Genomic DNA, 19,497 nt, shown 5'->3' with positions numbered 1-19,497 from the left:
GCATTGACGGAGTTTGAACGGATTCTGGCACGGCGCATCCGGCAGGCGAAAGGGGAGGAGCCCGCCGATTTCGTGATCCGGAACGCGACGGTGTTCGACCTGGCGACCGGTGCGCTGCTGCCGGGCGACATTGCAATCACGGGCGATACGGTCGTCGGCATCGGCGAGCGGTATGACGGAGCGGACATTCTCGACGCGGACGGCCTCGTCGCGGTGCCGGGATATATCGACAGCCACGTTCACGTCGAGTCGTCGCTGGTGACGCCGTTCGAATTCGAACGCATGGTTCTGCCGCGCGGCGTGACGGCGGCGTTCTGCGATCCGCACGAGCTGGCGAATGTGGCCGGAACGCGGGCGCTCGACTACTTTTTCGACAGCGCGGCGAAGATGGCCATGGATCTTTTCCTCCAGCTGCCGGGCTGCGTGCCGGCGACGCCGTTTGAAACGGCCGGAGCGGAGCTTTCCGCCGCGGACCTTGCGCCGTACCGCGGGCGTTCCGGCGTGCCCGGGCTGGCCGAGATGATGAATGTGCCGGGCGTGCTTTGCGGAGACCCCGGCGTCCTGGAAAAGCTCGCGCTCTTCGAGGACCGGAACATCGACGGTCACGCGCCGCTGCTCTCCGGCCGGGCGCTGAATGCTTACCTGGCGGCCGGAATCCGCAACTGCCACGAAACCGACACGCGCGCGGAGGCGGAGGAGAAGCTCCGCCGGGGAATGGCGGTCATGCTCCGCGAAGGGTCGGCCGGGCGGAATCTCGACCGGCTTCTGCCGCTGCTGACGGTCGCGGCTTCGCCGTTCCTCCTCTTCTGCACCGACGACCGGAATCCGGCCGATATCCGGTCGGAGGGGCATATCGATGCGATGGTGCGCCGGGCGCTTGCGGCCGGCTGCGAACCGCTCGCGGTTTTCCGCGCCGGCTCCTGGAGCGCGGCGCGGGCGTTCCGGCTGTTCGACCGCGGGCTTGTTGCGCCGGGATATCGCGCCGACATCGTTCTGCTCGACGGGCTCCGGAGTGCGAATGTCCTTCATGTGATCAGGAACGGCCGCCGGGTGACTGAGGCGCTTTTCGCATCGCGCCCGGAGCCGCCCTCCGCCGCCGCATTTGCGGGCAGCGTCCGCTGCGGCAGGATCGCTCCCGAAAAGCTTGCAGTAAAAGGCGCCGCGGAGAAGTTTCCGGTCATCGCCGTGCGGGACGGCACCCTGATGACCGGGGCCGAAATGCACCGGCTGCCGCATGAAAACGGCGTGTTGCGGCCCGATCCGGAGCGCGACATCCTGAAGTGCGCGGTCGTTCACCGGCACGGCCGGAATACGAATGCCGGCGCCGGGTTCGTCCGGGGATTCGGCCTGACGCGCGGTGCGCTGGCTTCGAGCGTCGGCCATGACAGCCACAACCTCTGCGCGGTCGGCGTGAGCGATGCGGAGATCGCGTTCGCGTTCGACGCGCTGGCCGCCGCCGGAGGCGGCTTCGTCGCGGCGGCGGAGGGGCGCGTGCTGGCGCTGCTTCCGCTGCCGGTCGGCGGACTGATGAGCGACCGCCCCTGGCCGGAGGTCGCGGCGCAGCTCGGGCAGGTGATCGCCGCGGCGCACAGCCTCGGCTGCCCGCTGCACGAACCGTTCCAGGCGCTGGCGTTTCTGCCTTTGCCGGTCATTCCGCACCTGCGGCTGACCGACCGCGGCGTTTTCGATGTGGATCGTATGGAATTTCTGACAGAGGGATCAAAATGAGCATTTTCGAAGAGCGCCGCAGCGATATTCTGCGGCGCATGCTGGCAGATTCGGTTCCGGGGCCGCTGAACATGGAACTGCCGCTGCTGCGGTTCGAGCTTGACGGAGACGCCGGAGTTGCTAACCGCGAATTGCGCGGGCTTGCCGGGTGGTTCGACCGGCCGCACCCGACCGGGCGCGATCTGCGCGGCGAATGCGATTTCGCGGCCGAGAAGCTTGCGCTCGCTCTGGTCCGCTTCGGGGAGAAACTCGAGCCGGAGACGCATGCGGCGGTTGAGCGCTTCTTCACGGCCTTCGATTTTTCGAGCATCTACTGCTCCGAAAACCACTGGCTTCTGTTCCTGAGTTCGCGTCTCATTGCATCGCGCGTCTACCCGGACCGGCTGTTTCAGGCGTACGGGAAAACTGGCCGCGAGCTGTTTGAGGAGGACCGGCGGAGGCTTGCCGACTTTCTCCGTTTCCGCGCCCGCCGCGGCTGGGGGGAGTTCGATTCGGGCTGTTACATGATTCCGGTCTGGGAGTGCATGACGCTGCTTTACGACTATTCCGGCGTGCCGGAGCTGCGCCAGCTTTGCGGTGATATGTTCAACCTGCTGCTGGCCGATCTGCTGCAGGAGTCGTTCGACGGCTGCCAGGGCGGCGCGCACGGCCGGATCTACCCGGACAACGCGCTCGATTATGCGAAATGCGGCACGACATTCCTCTGCCGGCTCTATGCCGGAACCGGAGCAGATGCCGTTTCGGCGGCGAATTACGAGGCGCTGATCTGCTCGTTCCGGCCCGATCCGGCCGTTGCGGCGATCGCGGCATGGGAACCGGAACGGCCGGTGGAGATCCGGGAGCGCAAGCATCTGCACAACATCTGCGACATGCAGCCGGAGCGGCCGCTCGACGGGTCGGTCCGCAAGCTGACGTTCCGCAGCGCGAACTTCCTGCTCGGCAGCGTGGTTTATCAGGACGATTATCCGGACGACGCTTCGCGGGTTTATGCGTTCCACCAGCAGCACGACTGGGACCTTTTTCTGCGCGGCGGAAGCACGCGCTGCCGGATTTTCACCCACCATCCCGGCGATTTCGGCGAACACAATTACTGGACCGGCGACCTCGGCTGCCGCTGCGGCCGTTTTTTTCAGCACCGTTCAGCCGTGCTGGCGCTCTACGACATTCCGGCCGATCAGCCGATGCAGTTTATCCACGCCTGTTTTCCGAAGGCGGAATTCCGCGAGGTCGCCGAAACCGAATTCGCGCTGTTCGCCGCCGGCCCGGCCGCCTATGCCGCGCTTCTGCTGCCGAACGGCTGGAGCCGGACGGAGGAGGGCGAATGGGCCGGTATCGAAGTGACCAGTCCCGGCGCCGTGAATGCGGCGGTCTGCGAGGCGGGGGAGGCTGCCGATTATGCCTCGTTCGCTGCGTTCCGGGAAGAGATCCTGTCAAACCGCCTGACGTTCGACCGCGGCGCGCGCCGTCTCGTCTACGAGTCGAAGCGCTGCGGGCGCATCGGGCTCGGTGCGGACGGCAGCCGCAGCGTCGACGGCGTTCCGGCCCGGTTCGACTGGCCGCTCTACGATTCTCCGCTCATCCGTTCCGGGTGGGATTCCGGCGTGGTCGAAATCACCGTGCCGGGTTTTCCGGCACGGACGCTGGATTTTACTTTACCCCGACATTCATGACCGAGTCCGCGATCCGGCCGAAGCGGTCGGATTGCACGATGCTGCGGATTTTCACCTTCGCCGCGGGTCTGTCCGGCGTGACCAGGAAGGTCGCGGCGACCGTTTTCTCCGCCCCGGCTGCCGCTTCGAAACGGATGGAGCCGGGTTCACAGCGCCACCTCTCCGGCAGCTTGAGCGAGATGGTTCCGCTTTCGGCCTCCTTGCCGAGGTTGGTCAGCCGGACGTGGATCGGATACGGCTTTCCAGCCTCGAGCCCGGCCGAGAGGTTTTCCCGGTCGAAGACCGATTTCCGGGCCGGATGCTTCTTTTCGGCGGGGAGCACGGCCTGGACCAGCGTCTTCCAACGGTCGTTTTTCCGGAAGGTTTCCGGGAAAAGGCGCAAACTGAATTGTTCCGCTTCGCCGAGCAGCGCCGGGTCGGCGCCGAAGACGAACTGCGGGTAATCGTCGAGCGCCAGCGTGAGAAACCCATTGTCGGCGGCAACTTTGCGGCGGTTGCCCATCAGGTCGGCAACCTCGACTTCGGGGACGCCGACCCGGAAGCGGACCGGCAGCGGCTTCGGCGGTTCCGTCGCGGGGAAACCGTTCCACAGCAGCGAGATGCCTGGCTTCTGATCCTGCCAGGCGGGGGTGTCGATCGAAGTGTCAACGAGTTTCTGACGGTAGAGCGTGGCCCAGCAGGCGAGCAGCGGCCGTCCGTCCGGCGTCCGGAAGGCGCGGATATAGACATACGGCTTCAGCTCCGGATTCCGGTCGTTCTCCGTATAGTCGCGGTCAGCACCGAGCAGCTCCTTCTCCAGTCCCGGGGTGGCCTGTCCGAACCAGGAACGGCTGAATTCCGCATTGCGGTCCATCGCGTTCGACACGCGCCCCGGCGACAGGAGCTCCCCGGCATATCGGGCGCCGTCGAGCATGCGGGTCATCGCGGCGTAAGCCGGATAGGCCGGCAGCGGCTGGCCGTACTCGGTGATGCCGAAGCCGCCGTAGCTGTCCACTGTGAACCACATCTTGTTCGACACGCCGTAGGCGAGGCACTGCAGATAACTGCGGACCATGAAGGCCGCCGCGATGCTGCTGTCGGAGACGGAGCGCAGCGGATACTTCTCCACCCGACGGTCCGGAAAGCGGGTCAGGTAGCCGTTTTCACTGTCGTAGACCGGTTTTTCTCCATATTTGTCCATGAGTTCGCGCAGCAGCGTGACGCGGTCGTGCAGCCAGAACTCGCGGGTCATCGTGTTGTTGACCTCCGGAGCGCGCGGGAAGCAGTGCAGATGGACGAAAAGCGCATCGAAGTAGTCCCATGCGCCGTTCTCCTGCAGTTCCTCGAACCAGTGGAGATCGATTCCGGCGGTTCCGGTCGAACCGACCTGCAGTTCCGGATCGTGCAGTTTGGTTCGGACATATTCGATCTTCAGTTCCTCGGCATAGTCAACCGGGAGCCGCCGGATGTTCGCCTCGTTCGACGATTCGGTCAGGCGGAAGGTTCCGGCCGGATAGTTCCAGCTTTCGGAGGTGAGCGGCACCGGCTCGATGCCGCGTGCGGCCTGCTCGCGCAGCACGAGGGCGGCTTCGTCCGGCGTATATTCCGGTCCGGCGGGGAGAGAGCTCCCCTCCCGGGCGATCGGGTAGGCGCGGCGGATCGTGCTCATGCCGATCCAATGCATGAGGTCGAGCTTTTCGACGGTTTTGCGGTTCCACGGATAGATGATGCCGCCGAAGATCGACCCTTTGCCGAACTTCCGTCCGGCCGGCGGCAGGATGCAGCAGCTGCGGCGGAGCGGCGCACTGCCCGGCAGGTCGAATTCAAGCTCGAACCAGCCGTACCGGCCGGATGGGAGCGGAACTGCCTGAGAGACGGTTTTTCCCGGAGCGGCTTCGATTCGGAGCTTCCTCGTTTCGAGGTTCCGGCCGCGGTGGTCGCGGATGGTCAGACGTGCCTCGCGGTCGAGCGGTTCGGCCGAACGGTTCAGCACTTTCAGCTCCGCCGTGCGTTCGTCTTCGTCCAGCAGGACGTTGCAGTAACGCCTGAAATCGAAGCGGGCCTCATACGGCTCTTTCGACAGGCGGCTGAATTCGGGAATCCGGCCGGAATACGGTTCCAGCGTGATTTCGAGCCGGAAGAAGCGCTCTTCGTCCCGGCCGGTCCAGATCTGCGAACCCGTACTGTTTTTTTCCTTGCGGTTGTAGAAGAGCCGGAGCTGCGGCGAAGACTCCAGCCGGATGCCGCTTTGGCCGCCCTCCGGGCCGTTGTCGGCCGCCGCTCCGAGCAGCCGGAGCTCCTCCTTCGGATAGCGGAACAGAATCCGGCGGTGGAAGAACTTGTCGGTGTCGCCGCGGAAGTTCCCTTCAAAATTGATCCGCATGTAGTCCGGATGTGCTTCGAGCGTGCCGCCGAGCCTGATTCGTTTCGCATCGGGGCCGGTAAAGCGGTATTCGAAGCGGTAAAGCGCGGATTCCGGCGTCTGTTTCACACACTCCGCCCGGAATCCGGCGGAACGGAAGAACGTCTTCCAGTCCTTGTCTGTCGCGTCGAAGCCGATGCCGGAGAGAAACGGGGCGAAATCGCCGTTCTTCTGTTTCACCGAGATGGCGATGCCGCTCCGGCAGTCGAGGATGTAGTTATCGCCGTGAAACGGCTTGAGTTCGGCTCCGCCGCAGCAGGCGGCAAGGCACAGGGCGAGCATGATCCAGTATTTTCGCATGGGATTGCCTCCGGTTGGGTAAATTCAGTTGCCGAAGCACTGCCTGTCGCCGGCGAGCCAGCTGGTATGCTTGCGATATTCGGCGTGACCGTCGAGGAAGCCGCCGTTCGCGCCGAAGTTGTGGCGTTCCGAAAAGCTCTGGACGAGCGTCGGGCTCCAGGTTGTGGTTTTTGAGGAGTAGAAGGACATTCCGCCGCGTGTATCCCCGATCAGGACCCGGGTTGAATTGTCCCGGATCCGGGTCAGTTTGATCGAATGGTCATAGCTGACGCCGTAAATTGCGCTTTCATAAATGCCGATCCGCCCGGAATCGACCTGCCCGGACGGACACATGAAGACGCCGTCTCTGCATTTCCCCTCGTACTCGTTCTCCCAGGCGCGTGGCGCGGGCAGATAACTGCCCCGGATCAGCAGGCTCGTCCACCAGTTGTAGGCGCGGGACGGATTGCTGCCGGAGAAGCTTTTGGCGAGGTTCAGCGGTGTCGTGAGGTCGTCATTGTCTCCGGCGTACATCAGCATGCCGGCCATGATCTGTTTCTGGTTCGACATGCAGCTGCTCTGCTGCGCCTGGGCGCGGGCCCGGTTCAGGGCCGGCAGCAGCATGGAGGCGAGAATCGCGATGATGGCGATAACAACCAGAAGTTCGATCAGAGTGAAGGCGCGTCTTGCGGATTTCATGGTGGCTCCTTATTGAAGTTATTTACCGGGAGGCAATGCTTTCGCGTTCGATGATTTCTGCCGGATAGAGCCGCAGCTCCTGCCGGGGCAGTCCGCCGGCGACGATATCCAGAGCGTCGCGGCTCATGGCCGTGAAATCGGTCTTTGTGCTGGTGAGGGCCGGGATGCAGTCGCCGAGCAGCGAATCGTTGCCGTGGGAGAGCAGGCTGACTTCATCCGGCACGCGGATTCCGTTTTCCCAAAGGACGCGGCGCCCGGCAATGGTGCTGCTCGGACCGATGTAGATGAGCCCGGTGATCTGCCGGGAACGGATGATGTCAAGGGAATTCCGCGTGATGTTGCGCCCCGCATCGCAGTTGCTTTCCCAGGATTTGATCGCACAGGAGAGGACGGTGAACTCCATGTCGCGCTCCTCGGCCGCTTCGAGTGCTCCGGCGATCATCTGCTGCGGGATCGAGCCGTCCGGCGCCGAGCGGACAAAGCCGATGCTCCGGTGTCCTGCGGCGTGGAAGTATTCGACGCAGTTCCGGCCGTTTGTCTTCGCGTCCGGCATCAGCAGCGAGACGTTGCCGGGCAGGGAGTCATAGTGGAAGTAGCTGTCGAGGATGACGGCGGGGCAGGGGAGTTTGCTGAGCAGTTCGATCAGTTCCGGTTCGAGCCGGTCGGCCGAAGACATCAGGACGACGCCGCGCAGCTCCTCCGCTCCCATGGTGCTCCGCAGCAGGCCGATCCGGTCGCTGTCGCGCTGGAGCCGGTAGTTCCGGGCTGTGTAGCCGAGCTGCTGCGCGTAGGCGTTCAGTGTATGTTCCATCTCCCAGATCGTGTTGGCGAAATAATCGATGCTGAAGAAAGCGACCTCGCCGCGGCGCTTCACCTCGGCCGGCGGTTTCACGGTGAACGGCGCGCTTCCGGAGCGGCTGACGATGCCGGCGCCGCGGCGGCAGTAGAGCACGCCCTCGCGTTCGAGATCGTGTACCGCGCGGCTGACCGGAGACTGCGAGGCGCGGAATCTCTGCATGAGTTCCGCGATCGTCGGCATTCTGACCCGAGACTCGGGTTTCAGCGCCTCCGCCTTCAAAAAAGCCTTGATTTCATCATATTTCTGTGACATGACCGGTTTCCTGATGGTGATAGTAAAAGCACTATATTGATATTATGACAAAGTCAGAACGATTTGTCAAGAGGGAAAACGGAAATTTTTCTGAAATCGTGTGAAACATGCCCGGACACAGTGTCGGTACGTTTCGCAGTTGGTATGAAACTGCTGTTTCCGGACACGGAGGAACTTTGCCTGCCGTTTGAAACGGCCTTGAGGATTTTTCTGCCGGAGCTGAAAAAAACGGGGAGCGGTGCGGAACCGGCTCCCCGTCTGTATCGTCGGAACGACTATTTTTTGTTCTTGAACAGATCCTTGAAGCTGCTTTCAAGGGTTTTGCCGGCATCTTTCAGGGAGTCGCCGCTCTGCTTGAGCGAGTCGCCGAGGCCCTTTCCCGCTTCAGTCAGCGAGTCGCCGATCCCCTTCAGACCGTCGAGCCTCAGACCGGAGTCGGAGACCGCCGTCAGGATCGCCGCCAGCATCTTCGCCGCGAATTCATTGACCGTTTCACCGAAGTTTTTGCCTTCGCCGAGATCGGTCAGCGTGATCGGCGGTAGCGGCAGCGGCACGGTCGTATTCAGCAGCGAAGACGAAACGGAAAGCTCGGTTCCCTCGACTTTGACGATGCGGATGACGACCTTCTTCTGAGCCGCTTCCCGGGCCGCTTCGGGTTCCTGCGCAGCCGGCTGATCCGGCGACTCCGGCTGCCCGCCGCCTTCGCCGGCGAACGTCTCGACATTCTGCTTGATATCGGTCAGGTTGCTGCTGCCGTTGAGCTTCAGCTCGAAGTTCACTTTCGTGCCGGAGATCAGCACCTCACGGACTTCGATCTTGTCCGAGAACAGCGAACCGACGTCAACGCCGACCCTGACCTGGGCGACCTGGAACGCATACGGGTCCCGGTAGCCTTCCGGGTTCGCCACCCGGAATCCGGTCAGCTCGACCGTTCCGCCGAAGGAGCTCGAGAACGAATCCATCTCAACTTTCGTCCCCGTCACGGCCGAACCGATCTTCGTCACGGCGGTCTTGATGATCGCGTCGCGCGCGATGATTGCCACGATCAGGAGAACCGCGATCACGCCGAGCGTCCAGCCGAGAACCCGCAGCCAGAGCCGCTTTTTTTTCGGTTTCGCCCCCGTTTGCGTTTCGTGCCCGGTTTCCTTTGCTCCGGCGTTTTCAGCCTTTACGGCTTCCTTTTTGCTTTCTTCGCTCATGCTGTACTCTACTCCTCACTTTTTACGCTGTATTTTGCCGCCATTTTTTTCAGCGCCGCCACCTGCCGGTCGCTCAGGATGCGCCCGGAAGCGTGCTGTTTGGCGATGGACTCGTAAAACTCCCTGTCGTCGTAAGTGAACCGTCCGCGCTTGACCGGCTCGGCCCACTGCGTGACTTTCGACAGCCCCTCGAGCAGCCGGGCGATTTCCGGATTCGGCGCGGCGGGCGCGGCGGAACCGGTACTCTCCGCCGCCTCCGCCGCGGCCGGAATCTCGAGAATCCGGTCGACGAGCGCCGGATCGGTCAGTTCGCCGCGGTACTTCTGCGCCATGCGCCGCAGCGCGGCGTTCTGCTTCTCCGACAGCGCTTTGCCGTCGAGCGCCTGCCGCTTGAGCGAATTGAAGAATTTCTTGTCGTCGTAGGTGAACCGCCCCTTTTTCGTCGGCGGCTCGAAGGTGACTTTGTCGAATGCCGCGAAAAGTCCGGCATAGTCGATCGCGGCGGCGGCGGCCTGCGACTGCTCGCGGCGTTCCTCCCGCTCGGCGTGTTCGGCGGCGGCGGCGTTGACTGCTTCCTGCAGGGCGGGCGGCAGCGCGCCGATGCGGGCGTCGAGCTGATTCCGGTATTTGGCCGCGATCGCGAGCAGCGCCTGAAACTGTCTGGCCGTGATTTTGCCGTCCTCGAGAAACTTGTCGCGGATCGAACGGAAGAATTTACCGTCGTCGTAGGTCCGGCGTCCGACCTTTTCCGGAGCCGTGAAAGCGACCTCCTCCAGCAGCTTCAGCAGCGCACCGGCTTCTTCGGGCGGCGGCGCGTCGCTGTTGCGCGCGTCTTCGAGCCACGGGGAGAACTTCGCGTAAAAATCCGCCATCATGTCGGTCCAGGAAACCTTGCCTTCTTCGATCTCGTCAAGCTCCTGCTCCATTCTGGCCGTGAAACCGACGTCGAAAAGCTCCGGAAGCCGCTCGACGAGGAAGTCATTCACGCTGAAACCGAGTTCGGTCGGAATGAGCTTGCCCTGTTCGCGGTTCACGTAGTCGCGATCCTGAATCGTGCGCAGGATCGTCGCGTAGGTCGACGGGCGGCCGATGCCGTTTTCCTCGAGCTCCTTGATCAGCGCGGCTTCGCTGTATCGCGGCGGAGGCTCGGTGAACTTCTGCTCGGTCTTGAAATCCCGGATCGTCAGCGGATCGCCGGTTTTGAGGCTGCCGAGCACTTCGGCCTCGCGGCTTTCGTCCTTGCTTTTCTTCGCATCCTCGTAAACCTTGCTGAAGCCCGCGAAGACCGGAACCGTCGCGGTGGCGCGGAAAGTGTACTCCTGCGCGTCATTGCCGCCGATCACGACGTCGACCGTGGTCAGGTTCTGGATCGCCGGAGCCATCTGGCTGGCGACGAAACGCCGCCAGATCAGCGTGTAGAGCTTGAGCTGCATCGGGTCGAGGAACGGCGCCATCGCCTCCGGCGTACGGCGCACGTCGGTCGGCCGGATCGCTTCGTGCGCCTCCTGCGCGGCGGCCTTGTTCTTGTAGAAGTTCGGCTTCGGGGGCAGATAGTTCGCGCCGTAGGCTTCGCGGATGAAAGAGAGCGCCGCCTCCTGCGCTTCGCGGGCGATGGTGACCGAGTCGGTACGCATGTAGGTGATAAGGCCGACCGCGCCGCCTTCGCCGATGTCCATGCCCTCGTAAAGCTGCTGCGCATAACGCATCGTGTTCGTCGCACTGTAGTGCAGCACGGTATTCGCGGTCTGCTGGAGTGTGCTGGTCGTGAAGGGCGGCGGCGCGTACCGCTTGCGCTCGGCTGATGTGACCGGCCCGACTGCGGGGGGCGCGCCGGCCCGGACCGCCGCCATGAGTTTCTCGGCCTCGACACCGGAGCCTACTTTGAAATCCTTGCCGTTGATCTTGAAGAGCCGCGTCGTGAATTCCCGGCCGTCCGCAGTCCGGAAGACCAGCGCAAACACCCAGTATTCCTCGGGCTGGAAGGCGTTGATCGCCCGTTCGCGCTCGACTACGAGCCGCAGTGCGACCGACTGGACGCGCCCGGCGCTCGAACCTTTTTCGATCCGCGACCAGAGCAGCGGGCTGACTTGGTAGCCGACGATGCGGTCGAGGACCCGGCGCGCCTGCTGCGCGTCGACGAGATTCAGGTTGATCTCGCCCTTTTCGGTCATCGCCTTCTCGATGGCGCTCCGGGTGATCTCGTGGAAGGTCACGCGGTAAAGCGGGGATTTCGTGCTCTTTTCGAGCACTTCGGCCAGGTGCCATGCAATCGCTTCCCCTTCGCGGTCGGGGTCGGGGGCGAGATAGATTTCGTCCGCGGTTTTGGCGGCGGCGCGCAGCTCCTTCACGACCGATTTGCTGCGCGAGGTGTCGACGTACTGCGGCGCGAAGTTGTGTTCGATATCGACCCCGAGCTCGCGCTCCGGCAGGTCGCGGATATGCCCCATCGAGGCGATGATGGTGTAATCTTTCCCGAGCATCTTCCCGATGGTCCGGGCTTTGGTCGGCGACTCGACGATCAGAAGTTTCGACATGTTATTGATAAGCTCCTCAGGCAATTTCGTAAATTCACATTATCTCCCGTGCGCGTGTGCGCACATGTATATTACTACTTTACCGCCGCCCGGACCGGATTGTCAAGCCGCCGCCGGAAAAAATGACGATTAAAGTGCGGAACCGGCTGGAATTTTCAGCCGGGAAGGTGCATATTACACATGGTCATCCGGAGGATGGACGGCCTTGGACGAGGAGGAGGAATCAATGAAAAAACAATTGTCTGAAATCGGAGTCGCCGGTCTCGCGGTCATGGGGGAAAATCTCGCGCTGAATCTGGCGAATCACCATTTCCGCGTCTCGGCCTGGAATCGCAGTTATGAGAAGACCGCCGCTTTTCTCGAACGGGCCGGAAGCCTGCCGGTGACCGGCTGCCGTACCCCGGAGGAGTTCGTCGCCTCCCTTGAACAGCCGCGCCGGATTCTGCTGATGGTCAAGGCCGGCAGGGCGGTCGACGACTGCATCGAGGCATTCCTGCCGCATCTGGACCCCGGCGACATTCTGATGGACGGCGGCAACAGCCTCTATCTCGATACCGTGCGGCGCGAGCGTGCGCTCGGGGAGCGCGGCATCCGTTTTCTCGGCGTCGGCATCTCCGGCGGCGAAGAGGGGGCGCTCCACGGCCCGTCGATCATGCCGGGCGGAGACGAAGGCGCCTGGCCGTGCGTGAAGAAATATCTGCAGACCATCGCCGCGCAGGTCGACGGCGTGCCGTGCTGCGACTGGGTCGGCCCGGAGGGGTCCGGCCATTACGTCAAGATGGTGCACAACGGCATCGAATATGCCGATATGGAGCTGATTTCCGAGGCCTATGCGTTCATGCGCGATTATCTGAGGCTCGATAACTCCTGCATGGAAAAGGTTTTTTCGCGCTGGAGCAAAGGGGTGCTTTCGGGCTATCTGCTCGATATCACCGCGCAGATTTTCCGGCGCGGCGATCCGGAGGGGGAGGGGCTGCTGCTCGACCGCATCCTCGACGCGCCGGGGCAGAAGGGCACCGGCCGCTGGACCGGCGTTGCGGCGCTCGAAACCGGCACGCCGGCTCCGGTCATCACGGACGCGGTTTTCCAGCGCAGCCTGAACGCCGACGTCGAATTGCGCGCGCGGGGGGCGGAGCTGCTGCCCGGAGTCGAATCGACGCCGCCGGTCGACCGGACCGCGGCGCTGGCCGATCTCGAAGCCGCGCTTTACGCCGCCAAGATCTGCGCTTATGCGCAGGGCTTCGCGCTGCTGGCGGCGGCGGAGAAAAATTACGGCTGGAAGCTCAATTACGGCGGGATTGCGCTGATGTGGCGCGGCGGGTGCATCATCCGTGCGCGTTTTCTCGACGACATCAAGGCGGCTTACGACCGGAAGCCGGAGCTGGAGAATCTGATGTTCGACGAATTTTTCCGGCAGGCGCTCGCCGTGAATCTGCCCGGGTTCCGCCGGAGCGTCGCGGCGGCTTCGCTGGCCGGAGTCCCGATGCCGTGCATGGCGGGGGCGCTGAATTATTTCGACAGCTGCCGGACCCGGCGTTCCGCGGGCAATCTTCTGCAGGCGCAGCGCGACTTTTTCGGCGCGCACCGGTACGAGCGTGTGGATCGTCCGCGCGGAGAAACGTTTCACACGGAATGGATATAAAGAAGGATTGGGAGGTTACATGAAAACGAGTTGGCTGAATGGGGCATTCTGTTTCGGCGGCGCGCTCCTGCTGGCGGCCGTGTTCGGCGTCGGCGGGTGCAGTTCGCTGCCGGACGAGGAGGTGTATCCGGTGGACATCACCATCGGAGAAATCGAGGCGAACATGCAGAAGGCGCTCGATCCGGACGGCCGCTATGCCAAGGCGAAGAGCTATGTGCAGCGGCAGATTACGCAGGAGATCCGCTGGCTGGAGGAGAATGCCGACGAGATGCTGACCGACGTGAAGTTCGTCAGCCCCGACAAGCTCATGATGGTCAATATCGTGGACAACGCGCCGCAGAGCGGAATCATCATCAACGGCGACCGCGGGTGGCAGATCGATTACGCGAATAAACGCTCCAATGAGCTCGGCGAAAGCCAGATGAAGCTGGTGCGGACCCTGACGCTGATTGCGAATCCGGGCAGCCGGCTCTCCAAAGTGTTCGACGATATCAAGATCACCGGCTGCCGGGTCGGGGATGAAGATTTTTACAAGCTCGTCTGCACGGTGGATGACTCGAATCCGAACCTGCCGTCGCTCGATATCTATATCGACAAGGACGATTTCCTGATCAAGGGCTACCGGGTCGGCAAAAGCTCGTCGAAGATCATCCGTTACGGACTTCACGAGGGAGTGCGGATTCCGGTCGAAATCGAGACTGTGGCCAACGGCCGGAAGAACCGGGTTTCGGTGGTCGATTACAAGCTCGATGTGCCGATTCCGCTCACCGACTTTTATCCGCCGGTCTTCCGGTAGGGGGTGACGGCGGGGCCGGGGCGAAAGTCCCGGCCTTTGTCTGCCGCCCGGTTTCGAATATGGGGTGATGCAGTGCGGCGGAACGGACCTTCCGCCGCAGTCATTCCGTGTCCGGGCGGCGGCCTGCCGGCAAAACCGTTTGCGCCTGTTTCCCTGCCGGCTTTTCACCTCCCTTATCCCTTGCGGGGGCCTGCCGGCGGCGGAATGGAGGTCAAAAAATGCGAATTTTTTTCGATTGCGCATTGACAACGCGATGAAAGTTTGGTATAATTAAAGAAAGATACCTCGTGATATTTTCCTGCCTCTGCTCACATTGAGTGACTTTTGAGCGGAGAAAGACGCTGTTTTTAATATCACGTGAAATTGAGACGGGAGTGCGATGATTTCGGGGAAGCGGAAAATTACGGTGCGGATGGTTGCGGAGGCTGCGGGAGTCTCCCGCACCGCCGTTTACGCCGTCCTGAACCGGGATGCGAAGAACAATATCGGGCTGCGCCCCGACACCCGCAGAAAGATCGAGAAGACCATTGAGGAGCTCGGCTATATTCCGAACAATTCGGCGCGGACGCTCGTCTCCGGCCGCAGCAACAACATCGGCATTCTGCTGAACACCTCCAACGTGATGTTCAGCCGTGTGATCGGCGACCTGCTGGCGGAAACCTGCGTCGAGCACGGCTATATGCCGCTGCTGGAATTCTACAATTTCAATCTGGAGCTTGAACGCCGCAAGCTGGAAATGCTGTTTTCGCGGGGGGTCGACGGGCTTTTCGCCATCACCGGCGGCGAGCGGAATCTCGATGTATACAAACGGTTTACCGATTTTCACCTGCCGCTGGTCATGCTGGGGCACAACACGCCGGGCGGCCCGAATGTCTCCCGCGTGGGCGTTTCCGAAGAGAGGATCGCCGCGACGCTGATCGATTTCCTCGTGGGCAACCGTGTGAAAAGTGTCTCCTACCTGACGTTTTCGGAGATGGTCAGCAACCCGATTTCAATTCGCGAGCAGTGCATTTTTCGCGGACTGGAGGCGGCCGGAATCCGGCTGGCGGGACGTTATGCGGTTTCCTGCCACCGAGAGACGGTTGCGGAAATGCGCCGGCTTCTTGCTGCTCCCGGCCGTCCCGACGCGCTCTGCTGTTTCACCGACGAACTCGCCAACTCGGCGGTGACCGCGCTCATGGAGTGCGGCAGCGGCGTGGATGAACTGCCGGTGATCGGGATCGACGGGCTGGAGATGCCGTTCAATGCCCTGCCGCTCACCTCCGTCCGGAACCCGGTGGAGGATATCATCTTTTCCGGCTGGCAGCTCTTCGAAAACGCGCTGCTGCACGGCAAGTATGCGGCGGTGGAGCTTTCCGCACGGATGGTTCTGCGCGATACGACCCCGGGGTTCCGGTTGCCGGACCGGTGAGTTTTTTCATAGGATGTTTTAATATCACGTGGTATTATTCCGGAAGGAGAGCTGAAAAAATGTGGAAAGCGATATGTCTGTGCTGCGCCGTCGCATCGACGCTGGCGGCGGCGGAAATGCGGCAGTTCGAGGTGGAGAATGTCGTGGTCGAGCGGGAGAAGCTGAACCGCGACCGGCTCTCCTCCTCCGCCTGGGACATCTGGACGACCGATCCCGAAGGCAGGCGCTGGTCGGAAGGCACGGTGCTTCGCATCGGCGGCCTGAAGAGCGACCGGAATCCGCAGGACCCGGCTTCGGCGATGCTGACGCTGCGGCTGCCGCTCGAGGACGGCGTCTACCGGATCTCCGCGACCGGCGGGCGCACCTTCGGAATCTCCGCGGACGGCGGCCGGAACTTTGCGCGGATTGACGCGCGCGGTGTGGTCGCCGGGCGCGTTGAAGTGCGCGGCGGCGTTCTGGAGCTGAAGCTGGCGAACTGTTACGCCGAGGCGAATCCGGCCAATTACGGGCTGGTCTATGTCGACCGCATCACGGCGGAGCGGCTCGCGGATTTGCCGAAGGCGGTCGCGCCGGCCGTCCTGAAGCCCGGTGTTCCGCGCCGCTTCGAAGCGGAGGATTTCGTTGTGGAGCGGGAGAAACTGGCCCGGAACAGGATCTCCTCCGCCGCCTGGGATGTCTGGGACGAGGACCGCAAGGGCGTCTGGTCCGGCGACCGGGTGCTGCGCATCGCGGGCCCCCGGCGCGACCGGGAACCGGGTGATCCGGCTTCGGCCGCGCTCACGATCCGCATTCCCGTGGAGAACGGCAGCTACCGGGTCTCGGCCAGCGGCGGCCGTTCGTTCGGAATCTCCCTTGACGGAAAGACATTCCGGCGCATCTCCGGGCACGGTGTCGCGGCCGGGCGCTTCGAGGTGAAGGACGGCCGTCTCGAACTGACCCTGTCGAACTGTTTCGCCGAAAAAGACCCGGCGAAATACGGCGCGGTCTATCTCGACTGCATCACGCTGGAGCGGCTGGACGGGGCGGCCGCGGCGACGAAGATTGTCCCGGTTCTGCCGCCGCCCGTGAAGTATCCCGATCCCGGCGTGAACTGGCTGAAGAACGACGGGAACAGCCGCAAATTCGAGGCGGAGGAGTGTGTTGTGAACCGGGAGCTTCTGACCTGGGACGTTGCGCAGCGGGGCAAATGGGAGCTCTGGTCGAAGGACGAGAATGCGTCCCGCTGGTCGGGGCGCAAAGTGCTGCGCGCATTGGCGTGCGACACGGACCGTCCGGCGGCGGACTCCGATTCGGCCCTGCTGAAATTCCGCGTTCCCGTGGAAAAAGGGGCGAAATACACGGTTTTCTGTGCGGGCGGCCGCAGCTACGGCGTATCGCGCGACGGGAAGGAGTTCCGGAAATTTTCCGATGGAGCCACGATTTTCGAGGATGTTTCTTCCGACACCGGCTTTTTCGAGTTCTACGTCGCGAACTGCTTCCGCCATGACCCGGGTCCCGGCGCGGTCTATCTCGACTACTTTCAGGTCATGAAACAGCGGGAGCTCAGGGATCTGCCGCGTGTGAGGGGCTGGGCGAAGGAACGGGTCCGGGAAAGGCTCGGGCGCGGAGTCGTCGCGCTTCCGGCGGACGGCGGCGGCGCATACATCTCCTGGCGGCTGCTCCGGGAGGACCCGGCGAAGATCGGCTTCGATGTGTTCCGCATCCGCGACGGCAGGGAGACCCGGCTGAACCGGGAGGCGGTCGTCCGGACCTGCGACTTCACCGATCCCGGCGCAAAGGAGGGTGACCGCTACGCGGTGCGCCCGGCCGCAGGCTTCACCGGAAAAGCGGGCGAAAGCGCTCTCCTGAAAGAAAAATACATCAGCTTCAAACTCCCCGACCCGAAAACGAACATCATGCGGGTCGGCGTCGGAGACCTCGACGGCGACGGAACCTACGACTATATTTTCAAGACGCCCGACGCCAACATCGACCCGTGGGAGGCGTACTGGTATCCGACGCCGGAGCCCTACAGGCTCGAAGCCTTCCGTTCCGACGGCACCCATCTCTGGACGAAGAGCTATGGCTGGGCGATCGAGCGCGGCGTCTGGTACTCCCCCTTCATCGTCTACGATTTCGACGGCGACGGCAGGGCGGAGGTCGCGCTGAAGATGGGCGAGGGCGATCCGCGGGCAAAAGACGGCCGCGTCTTCACCGGCCCCGAGTACCTCGTGATCCTCGACGGCATGACCGGAGAGGAGATCGCCCGCGCCCCCTGGCCGTCGCGGGAGGGATTCGAAAGCTACAATCTCGTGAACCGCAACCAGCTTGCCATGGCGTATCTCGACGGTAAAACTCCGTGCGTCGTCGCGCTCCGCGGCACCTACGGGCTGATGAAGGGCGAGGCGTGGCAGCTGAAGGACGGAAAACTCGAAAATGTCTGGAAATTCAGCAACGAGGGACTCGGAGACAAATGCCGCGGGCAGGGGGCGCATGCCACGATCGTCGCCGACCTCGACGATGACGGGCGCGACGAGATCCTGCTCGGCAGCATGGCGCTCGACGACAACGGCGAAGTGCTCTGGACGACCGGCATGGGTCACAATGACTACATGTATCTCTCCGACATCATGCCGGAGAATCCCGGACTGGAGGTCGCCTATATTTATGAAACGCCGCAGCGGAAGAACGGCGTCTGCGTCGCCGACGCGAAGACGGGCCGGATTCTCTGGGGACTCGGCGAGCAGACCTGGCATGTCAATGACGGCTATGCGATCGATCTCGATCCGGCGCTGCCGGGGATGGAGGTCATGGGACTCGATTTCGACGGGCGCGGTCCTTCGAAGGAGCGCCGCTGGCTCTTCTCCGGCTCCGGCAGGCTGCTGAACCGGGGCGCCTCGGTCGGTCCGATGCGGCGCGGCGTCTACTGGGATGCGGATCTGGAGAAGGAGGAGTGCACCGGGCTGATCCGCGATTTCGACGGCGGTCCTGTCGGCGGCATGTTCGCGGGGAACTGGGTCACGACTGCCGACCTTTTCGGCGACTGGCGCGAGGAGCTGGTCGTCTCCCTGCCTGGCGAGGTGCGGATTTACGCGACCTCGATTCCGGCCATGGACCGTCGTCCGTCGCTGATGCAGGAGCACTCTTACCGGACCGGGGTTCTGAACAATGCGCAGGGCTATCCCTCCGACGCCTGTCTGCCCTGTCTGCCGACGCAGGAGTCGGACAACTTCAGCCTGATCCACCGTTCCGGCGGCGATCCGCATATCCAGGTGACGGTCAGCGCTTCGCGCCACGGCGCGCTGGCCGGCAGGGTCAGGCTTGCCGCCCCGGCCGGGGTCACGCTGGAACCCGCAGAATGGGATGTGGACCTGAAGGCGGGCGGAGTCTCCGTCACCCGGGTTGCGGCATCGGGTGATGTGAAGACCGGGCTTCTCGTGCGCGGGGAGTTCGCCGGGCGGGACGGGGAACGGCTTCTTCGCGGGCAGGTCCCCCTGTATAGGAAGAAAACGCGCACCGTCGCTCCGGGCGCGGTCACGGTTCCGGCTGCGAAGTTCTCTTCCGAAAAGGGCGGGAACGTCAAGATCGAGGCGGGCCGCTCGCTCGCCAAGGACGGCTGCATGCTCGGCTGGGATGAGAAGGGACATGCGCTGAGCTGGAGCTTCCGGGTGCCGGCAGCGGGGAAATACCGCCTGACCATGCTCCGTGCGAGCGCCCGCCTGGCGGAACGGAAGCTGACGGTGGCGGGGAAAGAGTACGGAATCTTTGCCTTTCCGCCGACCGGAGGCTTCGGCCACTCGCCGGAGGAGTGGGTGCTGGAGGGATTTGAACGCGAGGGCGCGGAACTGGTTTTCGACCTCCCCGCGGGCGAAGTCACGGTGTCCATGGAAAATACGAATTCCGGTTCCATGAATCTCGCTTACCTCTATCTCGAACCGGTCAGATAAAAGGGGGAAGCCGGGTTTTCCCGCGATTTCAGCATGAGCAACGTTGAAGAGCAGAACGAACAAATTAACCGCCGGAGGCAGGAAACCATGTTCAACAAAAG

The 19,497-nt window shown here is 63.1% G+C and carries 11 protein-coding genes; 6 read left to right on the top strand and 5 right to left on the bottom strand.

Annotated elements, in window-relative coordinates; genetic code table 11:
* Positions 1–3: 3 nt before the first annotated feature.
* Together ade and FYJ85_RS00975 are read left to right on the top strand one after the other, a co-directional pair.
* Positions 4–1,728 carry an adenine deaminase gene (ade, locus tag FYJ85_RS00980; RefSeq protein ID WP_154416695.1) on the top strand — a complete coding sequence of 575 codons (1,725 nt, stop codon included), beginning with the start codon at positions 4–6 and terminating at the stop codon, positions 1,726–1,728.
* On the top strand, positions 1,725–3,398 hold the full coding sequence (locus FYJ85_RS00975; RefSeq protein WP_106053168.1) for a hypothetical protein: 1,674 nt from the start codon (positions 1,725–1,727) through the stop codon (positions 3,396–3,398). Before ade ends, FYJ85_RS00975 begins: the two co-directional genes overlap by 4 nt.
* On the opposite strand, the gene FYJ85_RS00970 is transcribed toward FYJ85_RS00975, so the two are convergent.
* The 5 genes from FYJ85_RS00970 to topA form a co-directional block, all read right to left on the bottom strand.
* Positions 3,376–6,099, bottom strand: coding sequence for a hypothetical protein (locus tag FYJ85_RS00970; protein ID WP_154416694.1), 2,724 nt, complete (start codon positions 6,097–6,099; stop codon positions 3,376–3,378). The genes FYJ85_RS00975 and FYJ85_RS00970 overlap by 23 nt on opposite strands.
* Positions 6,100–6,123: 24 nt before the next feature.
* Positions 6,124–6,777 (bottom strand): prepilin-type N-terminal cleavage/methylation domain-containing protein, encoded by a 654-nt coding sequence (locus tag FYJ85_RS00965; RefSeq protein WP_106053166.1) that lies wholly within the window; start codon positions 6,775–6,777, stop codon positions 6,124–6,126.
* A gap of 22 nt (positions 6,778–6,799) precedes the next feature.
* Positions 6,800–7,888, bottom strand: a complete 1,089-nt coding sequence (locus FYJ85_RS00960) for a substrate-binding domain-containing protein (RefSeq protein WP_106053165.1) — start codon at positions 7,886–7,888, stop codon at positions 6,800–6,802.
* Between the two features lie 275 nt (positions 7,889–8,163).
* Positions 8,164–9,087, bottom strand: a complete 924-nt coding sequence (locus FYJ85_RS00955; RefSeq protein WP_106053164.1) for an AsmA family protein — start codon at positions 9,085–9,087, stop codon at positions 8,164–8,166.
* A gap of 8 nt (positions 9,088–9,095) precedes the next feature.
* The gene (gene topA, locus FYJ85_RS00950; protein ID WP_106053163.1) at positions 9,096–11,621 is read right to left on the bottom strand and encodes a type I DNA topoisomerase; all 2,526 of its coding nucleotides are present in this window, start codon (positions 11,619–11,621) and stop codon (positions 9,096–9,098) included.
* Positions 11,622–11,847: 226 nt separating this feature from the next.
* Here topA and gnd point away from each other — a divergent pair, with 226 nt between their 5' ends.
* From gnd to FYJ85_RS00930, 4 genes are all read left to right on the top strand, one after another.
* Positions 11,848–13,263, top strand: a complete 1,416-nt coding sequence (gnd, locus tag FYJ85_RS00945) for a decarboxylating NADP(+)-dependent phosphogluconate dehydrogenase (RefSeq protein WP_106053162.1) — start codon at positions 11,848–11,850, stop codon at positions 13,261–13,263.
* Between the two features lie 19 nt (positions 13,264–13,282).
* The gene (locus tag FYJ85_RS00940) at positions 13,283–14,059 is read left to right on the top strand and encodes a hypothetical protein (RefSeq protein ID WP_106053161.1); all 777 of its coding nucleotides are present in this window, start codon (positions 13,283–13,285) and stop codon (positions 14,057–14,059) included.
* Positions 14,060–14,438: 379 nt separating this feature from the next.
* Entirely contained in the window at positions 14,439–15,470 is a 1,032-nt protein-coding gene (locus FYJ85_RS00935; protein ID WP_154416693.1) for a LacI family DNA-binding transcriptional regulator, read from the top strand.
* Positions 15,471–15,529: 59 nt separating this feature from the next.
* The gene (locus tag FYJ85_RS00930) at positions 15,530–19,396 is read left to right on the top strand and encodes a rhamnogalacturonan lyase family protein (RefSeq protein WP_154416692.1); all 3,867 of its coding nucleotides are present in this window, start codon (positions 15,530–15,532) and stop codon (positions 19,394–19,396) included.
* Positions 19,397–19,497: the final 101 nt, after the last annotated feature.

This window comes from Victivallis lenta (assembly GCF_009695545.1).
Lineage (GTDB): Bacteria > Verrucomicrobiota > Lentisphaeria > Victivallales > Victivallaceae > Victivallis > Victivallis lenta.
This window is presented reverse-complemented; position numbering and strand designations above follow the sequence as displayed.